This window comes from Streptomyces sp. NPDC051218, assembly GCF_044455475.1.
Lineage (GTDB): Bacteria > Actinomycetota > Actinomycetes > Streptomycetales > Streptomycetaceae > Streptomyces.
Map to the genome: position 1 here is coordinate 913124 of NZ_JBITEU010000002.1, position 14958 is coordinate 928081.

The following is a 14958-nucleotide window of genomic DNA, read 5'->3' on the forward strand; positions in this document are numbered from 1 at the left end:
CCGTTCGTATCGAGCCAGCCGTTCAGTTCTCGTTCGGCGAGGGAACGGTGAGCTCTTCTGCGTTCATCACGGGCGCGCCGGCCGGTGCCGCGACGGCGGAAACCCCGGCGTCCGAGGCCTTCGGGGAGCGCAGGACCACGGCGGCAAGGAGGATACCGAGCACCTCCAGTCCGGCGGCCACGGCGAAGGACACGTGGTAGCCGCCCGTGGTGGCTTCGGCGGGGGTCTTGCCCTCGCCGAGCAATGTGTCGGCGCGATACGCGGCCAGCGCGGCGAGGATCGCCACACCGAGGGCCCCGCCGATCTGCTGCGTGGTGTTGACGAGTCCCGAGGCGAGACCCGAGTCGGCCGGGGTTGCACCGGACATGGCGAGCCCGATGAGGGCCGGGAGCGCGAGGCCTGCGCCGGCACCCAGCAGGAGCACCGACGGCAGGATGTCCACGGCGTAGGAAGCATCCACGGGCACGCGGCCCAGGAGGGCCAGCGCGACAGCGGTGAAGACCATGCCGGAGAGCAGCACGGCTCGCGGACCGAAGCGGCTGATCAGCTTCGCGGAGCAACCGAGCGAGATCACGGCGATGACGACGGGGCCCGGCAGGTAGGCCATGCCGGTCTTGACCGAGCTGTAGCCCGCCACCGACTGCAGATACAGGGCGAGCAGGAACTGGAAACCGAACAGGCCGGCCACGAACAGGAACATGACTCCGTTGGAACCCGACAGATAGCGGGAGCGGAACATCCGTAACGGCAGCAGCGGAGTGCCCGCCTTGGCCTGGCGCAGCACGAATCCGGTGAGCAGTACGAGCGCGAGGGCGCCGTATCCGAGGGTTCCGGCGGACCCGAGACCGTCGCTCTCGATCTTGTTGATTGCGTACACGACCAGCATCAGGCCCGAGGTCACCAGGAACGCACCCACCAGGTCGGCACCGGTGCCGAACCCGAGGCCCTGGTCGGGCTCGATGAGACGGACGGCGGCGACGAGAATGACGACTCCGATCGGCACGTTGATGAAGAAGATGGAGTTCCAGCCGACCGCCTCGGTGAGGACACCGCCGGCGATGACGCCGACGGAACCCCCTGCGGCGGCGACGAAGCTGAAAATGCCGATGGATGTGGCCTGTTCGCGGGGTTCTTGGAACATCGTCACGATCATGCCCAGGGTCACGGCGCTCGCCATGGCACCTCCGACGCCCTGGACGAACCGGCCGCAGATCAGCAGTTCCTGACTGCCCGCAAGCCCGCAGAGCAGTGACGCCGCCGTGAACAAGGTGATGCCGGCCAGGAACATCCGCTTGCGGCCGAGCAGATCGCCGAGCCGGCCCGAGAGCAGCAGGAGCCCACCGAACGCGATCATGTAGGCATTGACGAGCCAGGCGAGGTTCGACCGGGTGAAGTCCAGTTCCCTGCCGATCGTGGGTAACGCCACGGTGACGACGCTGCCGTCCAGAATGATGATCAGAGTCCCCGCGCAGAGCGTGTACAGCGCCAGCCGGCGTTTCCGCTCGGTCGGGGCGGCCGTGTCGGCAGCCATGAGTGACCTTCTCTCTCAAAGGGAACGACTTGTTACTGGGCTCATCATGTGTGACTCTCAAGTGCCGTGGAAGGAGGCACTTTTATGTCCCAGAGGAACAGCGCTGTGACCGCGAAGGTGCGGGCGAAGGCCGTCGACCGCGCCGTGGAAAACAAGGACTCCGCCTCCGCCGATCACGAGCGGACTGCGTGCACGGTGCTCCGGGTCCTTGAGCGGGTCAGCGGTAAGTGGGCGATCGGCATCCTGCTGGAGTGCGCGCACGGGCCTCGCCGGTTCACCGAGCTGGAGCGCGCGGTCAAGGGCATCAGCCGCCGCATGCTGACGCTCACGCTGCGCAATCTGGAGCGTGACGGCCTGCTGATCAGGACGGTCTACCCGGTGGTGCCGCCCAAGGTGGAATACACGGCGACACCGATGGCCCTGGAGCTGTACGAGTCACTGGTGGGCCTCGCCCAGTGGGCCGAGCGCCACCGATCCGCCATCGCCGACGCACGGGTGGAGTACGACCGGGGCGCGGTCGACCCCGTCGTGTGAGTTGTGAGAGGTCGTGTGAGCGACTGCCTGCCGCATGACCCGCCTCGCGCCTTAGCCGGAACGGACCGGCGCGCAATGCGGCACGGCGTGCTCCGGTGCGCCTGGCTGCGCCCCGACGCAATCGCTGGACCCGGCCGGTGTGCGTCGGGAGGGTGGGGGGGAGAAGCTCGTAGCTTCCCCTGCGAAGGAGAGCCCGTGATCCACATCAGCGAAACGCTCGTCCTGCAGACCGTAGAGGACTTCCTGACGCCCGAGGAGTTGTCTCAGCTCCGCAAGATCATGGACGACGAGCAACACACCACCGGCTGGACGCCCCGTTTCCAGGCCGAAGTCGTCCGCGCCCCCGCATCTGCCCAGGAACTCCTGCGGCACGCCACCAACCGCGCCCTGCCCGCCATCCAACGCGCCATGCCGTCCATCAAGGCCTGTGCCGACTGGGGATACACCGAACTGACCTCCGGCGGCCGGGTCCCTACGCACCTGGACGGCATCCCCGCCCTCGGCACCCTCCCGCACCGGATCGGCCGCATCGGTGTCGTGCTCGAAGAAGCGGACGCCGGGGGAGAGTTCTACGTCGAGACCACCTCCCACGACGGCGTCTGGACCGGAGCCGTGGCCGGTGAGGCGGACGGGTTCCAGCCGGGCACGGCACTCACCCACAAGCTGCCGCACTCACCGGGCCCGGACACCCACCAGCACGACAGCGAACCGGAATGGCTTCGAGGCGCGGCACGCAGCCGCTGGATCACCGACGCCGGGCCCGGCGTAGCCGTCGCCTATGGCGCCCAGGTCATTCATGGCGTGTTGCCCGTACGCGCCGGCCGCCTGCGCAAGTTCGTCACCGACCTGCTCGACTCACCCGCCGACTGACTGACCGCACGGCGCGCCTGCCCGAATGAAGCCGGCACGCAGTTACGCCCAACTCGTCCTACGGTCCTCGGGCGGGCAGCACCGGCCAGGCCGGGTTTCCGTAGCGGTCGGCCAGTGCGGACGCGCGGTCGCGCAGCGAAGTGCGCAGCGACTGCGGGGCCAGGGCCTCCGCGTCGATGCCGAGTTCCCACAGCGCCCATTCGGCATGCCGTGCGTCTTGGAAGGTCACCTCCAACCGCAACCAGCCGTCCGCGTCGGGGTCTTCCGCGCGGACGGCCAGCGCGGTGTCCAGCAACTCCTCCCGCCGCGCCGAACTCACCCTTAGCAGCACGGTGATGTGGTCGCCGCCGGACAGGAACTGGGCCGAGCGTTCACGCCAGATCCGGTCCAGGTCGACCCGGTCGGGGCGCTGTGCCGTTTCGGGGAGCTCCTCGGCGGCCAGTACCCGCGACAGCCGGTAGGTGCGATCGGCGCCGGATCTCGTCGCCAGCAGGTAGCTCCGGTCGCGTGCGGTCACCAGGCCGATCGGATCCACCGTGCGCCACTGGGGCGCCTGGCCCGTGGCCGCGTAGTGGATGCGCAGCTTGTGTCCGGCGAGCACCGCGCGCCGCACCTCGATCATGGTGGCGCCTGGTACGTCCTCAGCGACCAGGCGGCGTGAGAGCAGGTCGGTCTCCGGCTCGACGAGGAACCGCTGGGCCGCGTCGCTCGCGGTGGCCCGGTGGCTTTCGGGCAGCGCGTCGACCACCTTCCGCATGGCCGAGACCAGCGCCGAGCCGAGGCCGAACGCCTGCTCGCCGCGCCCCGATCCTGCGGTTAGCAGAGCAAGGGCTTCCTCGTGGTTGAGGCCGGTGAGTTCGGTACGGAAACCGGGCGACAACGCGAAACCGCCGTGCCGTCCGCGTTCGGCGTAGACCGGGACGCCGGCCGCGGACAGTGCTTCGATGTCGCGCAGCACAGTGCGGGTGGATACCTCCAGCTCACGGGCGAGCGTGTCCGCGGTCAGTCGACCGCGCTGACGCAGCAGCAGCACCAGCGAGACCAACCGGTCGGCGCGCATCCGGGAACTTTATCGAAATACATGACCAAGGGTGTCGTGAATTGTTGCGAGGCTCATCAACGGACACGACATGAGGCGCGGCGGCTGCCGAGCCGAAATCCGGTGGCCGGTGCGTACTCCCCTTGAACTGAATGGAGCTGACGTGACAGTGGAAAGAACGGCGATCAACCCGGTGACGTGGTCGGTGGACATGGGCTTCAACCAGGGTGAGGTCGTCTCCGGGCACACCCGGACGTTGTACATCTCGGGACAGACCGCGATGAGCGAGGAGGGCAAGCCCGAGCATGACGGCGACATGGCGGCGCAGTTGGCACGGAGCGTCGACAACCTGAAGTCCGTGCTCGGCGAGGCCGGCATGTCTCTCGCGAACCTCGTCCGGCTCAACGTCTACACGACCGACGTCGATCTGCTCTTCCGTCACTACGGCGTACTTGCCGGGCAGTTGGGCACCGCGGGGGTGGCTCCGACCACCGCGATGCTCGGGGTGACGCGGCTGGCGATCCCCGGGCAGATGGTCGAGCTCGAAGGAACCGCCGTCGCGTGACGTGACCGCGGTCAGGCCGCGCCGCCGGTTCTCTCACCTGCCCGGGACGGCGTCGATCTCCGCGATCAAGGCCTCGACGCGGGTCCTGATCGCATCCCGGATCGGGCGCACTGACTCCACACCCTTGCCCGCGGGGTCTTCCAGCGCCCAGTCGAGGTACTGCTTGCCGGGGAAGACGGGGCAGGCGTCGCCGCAGCCCATGGTGATGACGTAGTCGGACGCCTGAACGGCCTCGGTGGTCAGGACCTTCGGCTTCTGGGCGGCGATGTCGACGCCGACCTCCTTCATCGCCTCGACGGCGGCCGGATTGACCTGCTCGCCGGGGGCCGAACCGGCGGAGCGGACCTCGATCCGGTCGCCCGCGAGGTGGGTGAGGAAGCCGGCGGCCATCTGCGAGCGCCCGGCGTTGTGGACGCAGACAAAGAGCACGGAGGCGAGGGGAGGGGTGGTCATGGGAGGCCTTCCGTCGCGAGCGTCGAGCGATGTGACAGTATCAGTCCATGCTGACTTCAGTCGACGCTGATGTGATGCGGGTGCTGGGTGACCCGCTGCGTCTGAAAATCGTGACCCTGCTCGCCCAGGAGACGCTCTGCACCACGCACCTGGTGGAGGAGACCGGCGCCAAGCAGACCAACCTCTCCAACCACATGAAGGTGCTGCGCGAGGCGGGCCTGGTGGAGACCGAGCCGTGCGGGCGCTTCACCTACTACAAGCTGCGCCCCGAGATGCTGGCTTCGGTCTCCGCGCACTTCGCCGAGCTCGCCGCCTCCGCTCGCGCTGCCGCGGACAACAAGCGGGCCTGCTGATGAGCCGTACCGACACCACTCCGCAGACGGCCCGGGGAGTGGCGTCCGGCGAGGGCGTCGTCGCCAAGCTCTCCACGCTCGACCGCTACCTGGCCGTGTGGATCCTCCTGGCCATGGCCATCGGCCTGGGCCTTGGCAGACTGGTCCCGGGCATGAACGACACGCTGGCGAAGGTGGAGGTCGGCGGGATTTCGCTGCCGATCGCGCTCGGTCTGCTCGTCATGATGTACCCGGTGCTCGCGAAGGTGCGCTACGACAAGCTCGATGCGGTCACCGGCGACAGGAAGTTGCTGGCGTCATCGCTGGTCATCAACTGGCTCGTCGGCCCCGCCGTCATGTTCGCACTGGCCTGGATCTTCCTTCCCGACCTGCCCGAGTACCGCACCGGCCTCATCATCGTCGGCCTGGCCCGCTGCATCGCGATGGTCATCATCTGGAACGACCTCGCGTGCGGCGACCGCGAAGCCGCCGCAGTCCTGGTGGCGCTCAACTCCGTCTTCCAGGTCATCGCCTTCGGCCTGCTCGGCTGGCTCTACCTGGACCTGCTGCCGGGTTGGCTCGGCCTCGGCAAGGGCGAGCACCTCGACATCTCCATGTGGAAGATCGCACTGAACGTCGTCATCTTCCTGGGCGTCCCCCTCCTCGCCGGATTCCTCACCCGCCGCATCGGCGAGAGGAAGCTGGGCCGAGAGAAGTACGAGTCCAACTTCCTTCCCCGGGTCGGTCCTTGGGCTCTCTACGGCCTGCTCTTCACGATCGTCGTCCTCTTCGCCCTTCAGGGCGGGACGATCACCTCCCGGCCGCTCGACGTCGTACGGATCGCGCTGCCGCTGCTCGTGTACTTCGCGGTCATGTGGTTCGGTACGTTCGCGTTGGGCAAGGCGATCGGGCTCGCCTACGACCGCACCGCCACCCTGGCTTTCACCGCGGCGGGCAACAACTTCGAGCTGGCCATCGCCGTGGCGATCGCCACGTTCGGCGTCACCAGCGGGCAGGCCCTCTCCGGGGTGGTCGGCCCGCTCATCGAGGTCCCGGTACTCGTGGCCCTGGTGTACGTCTCGCTTGCCTGGCGCAAGAAATTCCCGCCCGGTGTTTCCGTGGGTGTCTCCGCCGACAGCAGGTGAACCTCTGGGGCCGGCTCCTTCTCGTCAGCTTCTCGTCAGCTCGTTCCCGGCCGGGAATGATCGAGGAGGATTTCCGCTGCCGCCCAGGCGTGCCGGCCGTAGTCGGCTTCGTCCAGCACCATGGCGCGGCTGGCCGCCCCGTCCGCGAGGGTGGCCAACTGCTCGGCGAGTGAGCGGGGTTCGCGGCAACCCAGCTCCGTCACCAAGGCGGCGATCAGTTCCACCATGCGCAGTTTCTGCTCCCGGGCGTAGGAGTGCCCTGTGCTCTCCGGGTCGGGGAACCGCGACTTGGAGAGCCTGCGCTTCTACGGCGCGCCACACGCGGCGTTCCTCTTCGTCCACGGTGACGGAGAGGCGCGGCTGGCCGCGGATGTCGGCGCCTATATGCAGACGCTGCTCCTGGCGATGACCGCGTACGGCGTCGACAGCTGCCCGCTGGGGCTGTTGAGCTTGAGAGGCAAGCGGGCTCCGGTCGAGTCGACCGCCGCCCTCCACCGCTAGGTCCTGCTCACCGTGGCGTGCCGGACCCGACCGTCGGCAGGTAGCGCGGTGCTCGCCAGGCCTTCAGCCGGTGCTCCACCGCGGCCCCCAGCGTCAGAAGCTTGCCGTCTTGATGGTTACCGGCCATCAGGAGCACGCCGACGGGAAGTTCGTTCACGGACCCGGCGGGCACCGAGAGGGACGGATATCCGGCGACGGCCGCCGGTGTGGAGGACGGGATGACGTCGTTGTCGCCGCGCGCGCAGTCGGTCGTCCAGGCGGGCGGGTTAGTGGGCGCGGCGATGGCGTCCAGACGGTGAGCTGCCATGGTCTCGTCGATGGAACGCCGGGAGAGGTCCTTCAACTCGGCGCGCATCGCCCGGTATTCGGGGTCGGTGGTGGGTGGCGCGGCGAGTGCCTGCTCGAACAGCTCCTGGCCGGCGAAACAGGTCTGTTCCTCGGGGTGGTCGCGGTTGAACTCGATCAGCTCGGCGAGGTTCCGGGGGCCTTCGCGCGTGCCGAGGTAGGCGTCGATGTCCCGGTGGAACTCGCTGAGCAGCGCCGGGAATTCGAGCTCGGTGAGCCGAGCCTGGTACGGGGGAGTCACCTCGACGACCACGGCACCCGCCTTGCGCAGCTTCTTCGCCGTACGGGTCATCACCGCGTCCACGTCGGACCCGAGCGAGGGCAGACGCCACAGCCCGATCCGCTTGCCGCGGAGGTCGGCGCCGTGGGCTGTCGCCGCCGCGTCCTTGGTTGTGAGCGAGCCGCCCCCGCCCTGGCCCTGGCCCTCGCTCAGAACAGAAAGCGTGAGCGCGGTGTCGATCACGTTGCGTGCCATCGGCCCCGCCGTGTCCTGCTCGGCGGAGATCGGCACCACGCCCGGCCATCGGTCTCGGTACCGATCGCGACCTGCGACAACGACGCGGCGAGCGCGGCGGCCGAGCCGGACGACGATCCGCATGGATTCCGATCGAGGACGTACGGGTTGTTGGTCTGGCCGCCCACCGCCGACCACCCCGAAGTCGGCTTCGCGCCACGGAAGTTGGCCCACTCGGAGAGATTGGTCTTGCCGAGGATCACCGCCCCCGCCTTGCGTAGCCGGGTCACCAGCGCGGCATCGGTGCCGGGCGGACTCCCGGCGAGCGCGAGCGAACCCGCCGTCGTCGGCATGTCACGGGTGTTCGGGTCAGGGCCGACGAGGTCAGCGAACCGCCCGCCATACGCGCCTATAACTCCGGAATGGTCACGGTGTCCAGATCCATCCCGGGTGCGAGAGCCGACCCGTTCGGCGGAGACGAGCTACCCGTGCCGTGCTCAGCTGCTTGCGCACCAGCGTTCGGTACGCCCGTCAGAAGGGACCCCGCGACCAGGGCGGCTGTCATTGCGGCAACGCTTCTGTTCCCCATGCGGATCAGCGGACTACACGGGGACCATCCGGCGCAAGGGTGCGGGGTTTTCGTAGAGCGTGAGGCCGCTACTGCTACTGCTGGACGTCCGCCTGTGCGGAAGGGCTGGGCGTGAGTGCGTCCGCGCCTTCGCTGTCCCTCTCCTTGTTTCGTTCGTCGCCGAGGACACGGGTCTCCGCGTCTTCCGCTTCGTCGAAGATCTCCTCGGCGGCGGTTTCCGCGTGCTTCGGCTTCTGCCCCTTCTGGTGTTCATTCTGGTGTGCGTCGCGGTGCTCGTGGTTGCTCATGCCGGGTCTCCATCCATCTGGTTCTGGTTTGCGTCGCAGCTCGTCACGCGTCGTCAATGCCCCGCGGCGATGACGAAGCCACTGCGGGGTCTCGTCGGCATCCGGTTCAACGGGATGCGCAGGTCCTGCTCCGGGACGTCGTACTCCAGCTGAGCGAGCCGTGGAAGCAGGGTGCTCAACACCGCCAAGGTGATGTCCTCGCCGGGGCAACGGTGGCCCTGGGACGCGTCTCCGCCGCCCTGCGGAACCAACTCGTTGCGACCGGGTTCGCGGCCCACGAAACGCTCCGGGTCGAACATGTAGGGGTTGGGCCACAGCTCCGGATCGTGATTCTGGCCGTAGAGGTCGAGGAGGACGAGAGAGCCTTCCGGGATCGTTTCGCCGTGCCACTCCACGTCGCCCGGAGCAAGGCCCGCGACGAACGGCGCGAACGGGTAGAAGCGCCGGAGTTCGTGGGCGAACGCCCGGCCATAGCCGTCCCGGTCCTGGGCCAGCCGCTGCCGTAGCGCCGGGTTCCGGTGCAGCGCATGGGCGCCGAACACGGTGTACCAAGTGACGGCGACGGTGGGGCGGATGACGTTGAGGATCTCCACGGCGGCAGTCCGCGGATCGAGCAGCTCGCCGCCGGCGTCGCGATGCGCGGCCACGGCCCGCACCACCGAGTCCGGCCCCGCGGCGTCCGCCGAAGTGCCACCATCCGTCGAAGTGCCACCGGCCGCCCGCATCTCCTCGACCAGATCCGCCAGCCGCTTCTCCTGGCGCCGCCGGGCGCGCCGGGCCCGCCAGTGCCGGGGCCCGGCGGTCGCGAATCCATCGACCATGGCCACCAGGTCCCGCGCGGTGCGCCGTGCCTCGCCGTCCGGGCCCTCAGTGAGCGGCACTCCTGCCCACCGGCACACGGCACGTGTGATCAGGAGGCTCACCTCGTTGAACAGCGTCACCCGCGGATGAGCGGTCCACTCCTTGCTCGACCGCTCCCACTCCGCGGCCACCTGCTGGGCCAGACGGGCGATGTCGGACGGGTCCTTGAGGAGCGAGACGAAGAGAGCCTTACGTCCGCGGTGCTCCGTTCCGTCAAGGGTGTGCACCGCACCTTCGCCGAACAGCGTGCTCAGCACCGGTTCGGGCAGGGCGGAACACCGCCGTACGTGGTGCTCGTCGTAGAAGAAGGCCACGGCGGCCGGCCCCCGCAGGGCGATGGCGGGTTTGCCCAACAGGCGTGTGCGGACGGGCCCGGGGCCCTTGCGGCGGCTCAGGTCGGGAAGCCACGCATACCCCTGCGAGAGGAGAGGCAGGGTGCTGTCCAGCATCGGTTTCCTCCTGGATGTCTTTCCGCTCGCCCGTGGGGGCCGCTCTCTGTCCAGCCTCTGCCGGGCCCGACGCGGACACCACTGGAGCGGCGCCGAACCCTTCGTGATCACGGTGTCGGGTGCCCCGCCGGGTCGCGATCATTCGTCGGTGTCATGAGCAGGCACGAGCAGTCATGAGCCGTCCGAGGCGGGACTTTCGTCCCGGTAGGGGAGCGCGCGCCGGGGCACGGGAGCAGAGCTCGACCAGCGAGGTCCGAGGGACCGGAGGAGGGAGACAATTCATGCGAACGATCAGGCGCGTGAAGCGCGTGCTGTACGGGGCTCTGTGCCTGCCCGGAGGCGAGCGGCGGCGTAGCCCTCCATGAATAGCGAGCGATTGCGCGGGCACAAGATGGCGGCCGACAGCGCTTCACCGCACTCCTTGCACGTCTTCTGCACCGCACTCCTTCACCGCACTCCTTCACCGAAACCCATGAGAGGAGCACCCCGTGCTCAGGCCCCACCCCACCTTCCTGCACACCCTGCTCGAAACCTATGCCTCGCTGCGACACATGCAGGCCCGAGAGGATTCGGCCGAGGTCCGGCGGCGGATGGACGACGTCCTGTACACCTTGTGCGTCTCCACCGGTAAGCGGACGCCGGAGTCGGCTCTGGCGTGGGCCCGCGCTCAACTGGCCGGAGTGCACTCACAGGATGACGCCCGACTGTCCGCCTGAATGACTGGCCGGGCGCCGCGTGGGTACTGGTGTGAAACTTGGAAATGCCCGAAAGGCGGCCCCTGCGGCCACTGCGAGCACACGCCGTGACCGGAGCCAAGAAGAACAGCGAGGTCAGCATGCCGGCTGGATCCAGCAACAAGCGCGAGCGTCAGTACGAACACATCAAGGAGAGCGCCGAGGAACGCGGTGCCTCCAAGGGCAGGGCCAAGGAGATGGCGGCACGCACGGTCAACAAGGAGCGCGCCCGCTCCGGTGAGTCGAAGAGTGCGAGCAAGACATCGACGAAGGACCCGAAGTCCGCGCCGCAGCGCGGCGGGGAGCGTTCCCACAGCGGGGCCCAGGGCCCCACCCGGGACCAGCTTTACGAAGAGGCCAAGAAGAAGAACATCGACGGCCGTTCGTCGATGAACAAGCAGCAGCTCAAGAAGGCCCTCGGACGCTGAGACACCAGACGCCCGCGGCGGTGTGCACCGCCGCGGGCGGTCGTCTTTCCGCCGGTCCGGCCGGATCCTGACGCCATGCGTCAGTCTTCGGTCTCCCTTCACCCAGGTGGCTAATGCTGGGCATGTATGCGCGTCGTGCGGGAACCCCGTGTTCCATGGACTCCAGCCTCACCTGCCCCATCAGGTCTCACCTGCGCGTCGACGCCCTTGACCTGGTACTCGAAGCCGAATTGACCCTCACCTACGCCACCAAGGACCCCCTGGCCGTCACCCTCACTTTTCCGCCGCCCGCGGCCGGACGGGCACCGACGGTCTGGGTGTTCTCCAGGGATCTGCTGGCCTCGGGGCTGCGAGCACGGACAGGTGAGGGCGATGTCGTGATCCGGCCGAGCGGGCGGCACCGGGTGCTGGTGACTCTCACGTCCCCGAGCGGACGAGTCCAGGGTGAACTGGAGCGGGCACCGGTCGAGGCGTTCGTCCGAGAGGCGTACGCTCTGCTGCCCGCTCCCGAGGAGAGCGCGGCACTGGGCCTGGACGAGCTGGTCACAGCCCTTCTCGCAGCACCCTGAGCCAAATAGAGGCGTCCCGCAGCCCTAAGTCCTCACACCGGCTGCGGGGCGCCCGGTTCGCCCTCGGCCATGGCCACGTGCGCCCGCGCGGCGGCGAGCGCCCTCTCCACCTCACGGGTTCCGGTGGAGACGCAGAGGGTGTACGCGATGTCCTCGAGCCTCTGGCGGTTCTCGGGGGCGCGGTTGCGCATATGCAGCGCACTCAGGGCCTCGTACTGTTCCACCAGGTTGCGCAGTATCCTCGGGTCGGCCATCAGCACGGCAGGTCTCCTTCGCTCTCGACGGGCAGGGGTGAACGTCCTCAACATGCGGTGGTGCAGGGGGGACCGGCACCATCCGGCACGCCCGGGCGCGCACCACGGCAGGTGGAGAGTGGGCGAGGTGGCTACCGGCGCGTACCTGTCCACAACCGCGGTGCGCGAGCCGGGACAGGCCGACGGACGCCGGATTTCCTGCCCCATCTCGAGTTCATCGCCGAGGTCGACGAGATGGCCGCCGAGGCGGGTTTCGTGTGGATGGCGGTTGAGGAAGAACAACACTCGCTCCGTGGAAGCAGGGCTTTTGGGCGCGGCCGCTTCCTGACCTCAAAGTTCAGTGTGCCCACGAGAGAGCTCCGGACGCCACCCGGCGGTGTGACGTGAGCCGCACGAGCCCGGGGTTTGGGCCCTCCGCTGCCTGGTATGCGGGTCCCGGCGCCGCCTGCCACCATGACCGTGTGCGTCCGGCGGGTGGAGCACCCGTCGTTGCCGTCCCGCCCGGAGGAGTTCTCGTGACCGACCGGAAGCATGTACTGCGCGGTCGCACAGCTGTCGTGACCGGCGCCGCGCGCGGTGTGGGCGAAGCCATCGCCAGAGAACTCGCCGATCGAGGAGCCGAAGTGGCCCTGCTCGGCCTGGAGGAGAAGTCACTGGCCCGCGTTGCCCAGGAGCTGCCCACCCCGTCGCGGCACTGGCACGTGGACGTCACGGACGCCGAGGCGATGGCGCGCGTGGCCGGAGAGGTACGCGAACAGCAGGGCCCCGCATCGGTCGTCGTCGCCAACGCGGGGGTCGCCGAGGGCGGACCGCTCGTCGACTCGGACCCCGCGAGCTGGCAGCGCGTCATCAACGTCAACCTCGTGGGCAGCGCGAACACCGCGCGGGTCTTTCTGCCCCAACTCCTCCACACCCACGGCTACTTCCTGCAGATCGCCTCACTCGCCTCCATCGGCGCCGCTCCGCTGATGAGCGCCTACTGCGCGTCCAAGGCGGGCGTGGAGTCCCTCAGCCAGTCCCTGCGTGCGGAGGTCGCCCCCCGGGGTGTCAGAGTGGGCGCCGCCTATCTGAGCTGGACCGACACGGACATGATCCGTGACGCCGACCAGCATGCCGTCCTGCGCGAACTGCGTGCGCACATGCCTGCGCCGGCCCGGAAGGTCTATCCCCCGGAGCACGTGGCCGGGCGTCTGGTGGACGCCGTCGAGCGGCGGGCGGCCACCGTGTACGTGCCGGGGTGGCTGCGGGCCGTGCAGTTGGTGCGGGCCGGCCTGCCGCCCCTCGTCAGCAGGTACGCACGCCAGGAGTTGACGCGCTCGGAGTTCTCGTCCACGGGCCTGCTCGGGCCCGGCGGGCGCGCGGCTGAGACCCCCACCGGGCCGCGCTGAGGCAGCTCCGAAGTCAGCCCGGCCGAAAGCGCCGGTCGAGCCGGCCCCGCAGCGCGGCACGGGCCGCGTTGGCTCCGGGAGCGCCGTGGACGCCGCCCCCCGGGTGGGCGGCGGCCGACGCGAGGTAGAGGCCCTTGACCGGGGTCTCGGGTCGGCCCGTGCCCGGAGTGGGGCGGAACACCAGCTGCTGGTGGGCGGAGGCCGTGCCGCCGTTGATCGCACCGCCGTGCAGGTTGGCGTCCATGGCCTGGAGGGTGGACGGGGCGAGAAGACGCCGGGATCGGATGCGGGAGCGGAATCCCGGCGCCCAGCGTTCCACTTCGTTCTCCATGCGGTCCGCCATGGCTTCCTGTTCCCGCTGGTCCCAGGCACCGGTCAGGCCGTCGTCACCCGCGTCGCCCTTGATCCGCTGCGGGACGTGCGTGTAGGCCCAGGCTGATTCGGTGCCGGACGGCGAGCGCGAGGCGTCGGCGGTGGTCATCTGACCGAAGAGGAGGAACGGGCGGTCGGGCACCTTCCCCATGGCGATCTGTGCCGCGAACTGGGTCAGACCGTCGACGCCGTCGGCCAGATGGACCGTCCCCGCCGTGGCCGCCTCCCGCGCCGTCCAGGGCACCGGCCCGCTCAGCGCCCAGTCGACCTTGAAGGTCGCGAAGTCCCACTGGAACCGGCGCAGATCCCCAAGGAGGCGCCCCGGCAGATGCCGGGCGTCGACGAGATCACCGAACAGCGCCGGTGCGGACACGTCGGCGAGAACCGCGCGGGACGCGGGGACATCCTCACCTCCGGCCGTGCGCACGCCGACCGCGCGTCCGGACCGTACGACGACCTCACTCACGCGCTCCCCGCACCGGACCACGCCCCCGTACCGTTCGAGCCGCCGCACCAGGGCCGCCGTCAGCGCGCCCGCACCGCCGACCGGAACAGGGAAGCCGTACGTCTGGCCGAGCATGGACATCAGCCAACCGAAACCTCCGCTGCCCGCCGCTTCGGGGCCGAGGTCCGCGTGCAGCGCGTTGCCGGCGAGCAGCAGCCGGCCGCCCTCGCCGCGGAACTCCTCCTCGCCCAGGCGCCGGACCGGCAGCGCCATCGTGCGGGCCATCCGCAGCCCGCCCGCGCCCCGGAGCTTGGCGGCGAGGCGGATCCCGGACCGTACAGGGGGGAATGGGGTGAAGAGCGCCCCCAGGATGTCGGGGCCGATGCGGTTCCAGGTGGAGCAGAGGTTGAGCCAGGCGGCTCCGTCGCCCGCCGCGAACGTGTCGAGACCTGCTGCCGTCTCCGCCGCCCCGCGAGCGAGGACCGCGCACCGGCCGTCCGGCAGGGGGTGCGCGAGGACGCGGGGAGCGTGGCTCCAGCTGAGCCCTTCCTGCTGGAGCTGCAGGTCCGCGAGGATAGGGGAGGCCGCGGCGAGGGGATAGAAGGCGCTGAAGAGATCGTTCACGTAATCGGGGTGCACACCGCGATCGCTGCGGACGGCACCGCCCGGCTCGTCCTGCTCCTCGAGAACTTCCACACTCCATCCGGCGTCGGCCAGCAGATTCGCCGCGACGAGACCATTGGGCCCCGCACCGATGACCACCGCGTCCGGCATCCCTGACTCCTGACGTTCGCTTCGCCGACGTGCTCGACC

The 14958-nt window shown here is 69.3% G+C and carries 17 protein-coding genes and 2 pseudogenes; 10 read left to right on the forward strand and 9 right to left on the reverse strand.

Annotated features, from left to right (window positions below):
- Positions 1 to 22 precede the first annotated feature (22 nt).
- Positions 23 to 1531, reverse strand: a complete 1509-nt coding sequence (locus ACIBCK_RS10555; protein WP_399388721.1) for an MFS transporter — start codon at positions 1529 to 1531, stop codon at positions 23 to 25.
- A gap of 84 nt (positions 1532 to 1615) precedes the next feature.
- On the opposite strand from ACIBCK_RS10555, the gene ACIBCK_RS10560 reads away from it, so the two are divergent.
- Both ACIBCK_RS10560 and ACIBCK_RS10565 read left to right on the forward strand, forming a co-directional pair.
- Positions 1616 to 2065, forward strand: a complete 450-nt coding sequence (locus tag ACIBCK_RS10560; protein WP_399388723.1) for a winged helix-turn-helix transcriptional regulator — start codon at positions 1616 to 1618, stop codon at positions 2063 to 2065.
- Positions 2066 to 2260: 195 nt separating this feature from the next.
- On the forward strand, positions 2261 to 2935 hold the full coding sequence (locus tag ACIBCK_RS10565; protein WP_399388725.1) for a hypothetical protein: 675 nt from the start codon (positions 2261 to 2263) through the stop codon (positions 2933 to 2935).
- Positions 2936 to 2993: 58 nt separating this feature from the next.
- Here the strand turns inward: ACIBCK_RS10565 and ACIBCK_RS10570 are convergent, their stop codons facing one another.
- On the reverse strand, positions 2994 to 3995 hold the full coding sequence (locus ACIBCK_RS10570) for a helix-turn-helix transcriptional regulator (protein WP_399388727.1): 1002 nt from the start codon (positions 3993 to 3995) through the stop codon (positions 2994 to 2996).
- A 148-nt stretch (positions 3996 to 4143) separates the two neighbouring features.
- On the opposite strand from ACIBCK_RS10570, the gene ACIBCK_RS10575 reads away from it, so the two are divergent.
- On the forward strand, positions 4144 to 4539 hold the full coding sequence (locus ACIBCK_RS10575) for a RidA family protein (protein WP_399388922.1): 396 nt from the start codon (positions 4144 to 4146) through the stop codon (positions 4537 to 4539).
- 33 nt (positions 4540 to 4572) lie between these two features.
- Here the strand turns inward: ACIBCK_RS10575 and ACIBCK_RS10580 are convergent, their stop codons facing one another.
- A complete protein-coding gene (locus ACIBCK_RS10580) occupies positions 4573 to 4992 on the reverse strand; it encodes an arsenate reductase ArsC (protein ID WP_399388729.1) in 420 nt (139 codons plus the stop codon).
- Between the two features lie 47 nt (positions 4993 to 5039).
- On the opposite strand from ACIBCK_RS10580, the gene ACIBCK_RS10585 reads away from it, so the two are divergent.
- On the forward strand, positions 5040 to 5345 hold the full coding sequence (locus ACIBCK_RS10585) for an ArsR/SmtB family transcription factor (protein ID WP_399388731.1): 306 nt from the start codon (positions 5040 to 5042) through the stop codon (positions 5343 to 5345).
- Positions 5345 to 6469, forward strand: coding sequence for an ACR3 family arsenite efflux transporter (gene arsB, locus ACIBCK_RS10590; RefSeq protein WP_399388733.1), 1125 nt, complete (start codon positions 5345 to 5347; stop codon positions 6467 to 6469). Before ACIBCK_RS10585 ends, arsB begins: the two co-directional genes overlap by 1 nt.
- Before the next feature lie 35 nt (positions 6470 to 6504).
- Here arsB and ACIBCK_RS10595 read toward each other — a convergent pair whose 3' ends face one another.
- Positions 6505 to 6696, reverse strand: a complete 192-nt coding sequence (locus ACIBCK_RS10595; protein WP_399388735.1) for a hypothetical protein — start codon at positions 6694 to 6696, stop codon at positions 6505 to 6507.
- A gap of 58 nt (positions 6697 to 6754) precedes the next feature.
- Between ACIBCK_RS10595 and ACIBCK_RS10600 the strand changes: the two are divergent.
- Positions 6755 to 6970 (forward strand): annotated as a pseudogene (locus ACIBCK_RS10600) (nitroreductase family protein); the annotation flags it as partial.
- A gap of 7 nt (positions 6971 to 6977) precedes the next feature.
- Here ACIBCK_RS10600 and ACIBCK_RS10605 read toward each other — a convergent pair.
- The 3 genes and pseudogenes from ACIBCK_RS10605 to ACIBCK_RS10615 all read right to left on the reverse strand — a co-directional run bounded on the left by ACIBCK_RS10605 (position 6978) and on the right by ACIBCK_RS10615 (position 9955).
- Positions 6978 to 8358: pseudogene (locus ACIBCK_RS10605) on the reverse strand (amidase family protein).
- 74 nt (positions 8359 to 8432) lie between these two features.
- Positions 8433 to 8645, reverse strand: coding sequence for a hypothetical protein (locus tag ACIBCK_RS10610; RefSeq protein ID WP_399388737.1), 213 nt, complete (start codon positions 8643 to 8645; stop codon positions 8433 to 8435).
- A 53-nt stretch (positions 8646 to 8698) separates the two neighbouring features.
- On the reverse strand, positions 8699 to 9955 hold the full coding sequence (locus ACIBCK_RS10615; RefSeq protein WP_399388738.1) for a cytochrome P450: 1257 nt from the start codon (positions 9953 to 9955) through the stop codon (positions 8699 to 8701).
- Between the two features lie 488 nt (positions 9956 to 10443).
- Between ACIBCK_RS10615 and ACIBCK_RS10620 the strand changes: the two genes are divergently transcribed.
- The 3 genes from ACIBCK_RS10620 to ACIBCK_RS10630 all read left to right on the forward strand — a co-directional run bounded on the left by ACIBCK_RS10620 (position 10444) and on the right by ACIBCK_RS10630 (position 11686).
- Positions 10444 to 10671: a DUF5133 domain-containing protein gene (locus ACIBCK_RS10620; protein WP_399388740.1), complete on the forward strand. Its 228-nt coding sequence runs from the start codon at positions 10444 to 10446 to the stop codon at positions 10669 to 10671.
- 119 nt (positions 10672 to 10790) lie between these two features.
- Complete coding sequence (locus ACIBCK_RS10625) at positions 10791 to 11117, forward strand: plasmid stabilization protein (protein WP_399388923.1); 327 nt, start codon at positions 10791 to 10793, stop codon at positions 11115 to 11117.
- Positions 11118 to 11272: 155 nt separating this feature from the next.
- The gene (locus ACIBCK_RS10630) at positions 11273 to 11686 is read left to right on the forward strand and encodes an SsgA family sporulation/cell division regulator (RefSeq protein WP_399388742.1); all 414 of its coding nucleotides are present in this window, start codon (positions 11273 to 11275) and stop codon (positions 11684 to 11686) included.
- Positions 11687 to 11718: 32 nt separating this feature from the next.
- Here ACIBCK_RS10630 and ACIBCK_RS10635 read toward each other — a convergent pair whose 3' ends face one another.
- Positions 11719 to 11946 (reverse strand): DUF5133 domain-containing protein, encoded by a 228-nt coding sequence (locus ACIBCK_RS10635; RefSeq protein ID WP_399388744.1) that lies wholly within the window; start codon positions 11944 to 11946, stop codon positions 11719 to 11721.
- A 509-nt stretch (positions 11947 to 12455) separates the two neighbouring features.
- Between ACIBCK_RS10635 and ACIBCK_RS10640 the strand changes: the two genes are divergently transcribed.
- Positions 12456 to 13328: an SDR family oxidoreductase gene (locus ACIBCK_RS10640; protein ID WP_399388746.1), complete on the forward strand. Its 873-nt coding sequence runs from the start codon at positions 12456 to 12458 to the stop codon at positions 13326 to 13328.
- A gap of 13 nt (positions 13329 to 13341) precedes the next feature.
- Here the strand turns inward: ACIBCK_RS10640 and ACIBCK_RS10645 are convergent, their stop codons facing one another.
- A complete protein-coding gene (locus ACIBCK_RS10645; protein WP_399388748.1) occupies positions 13342 to 14919 on the reverse strand; it encodes a phytoene desaturase family protein in 1578 nt (525 codons plus the stop codon).
- Positions 14920 to 14958 lie beyond the last annotated feature (39 nt).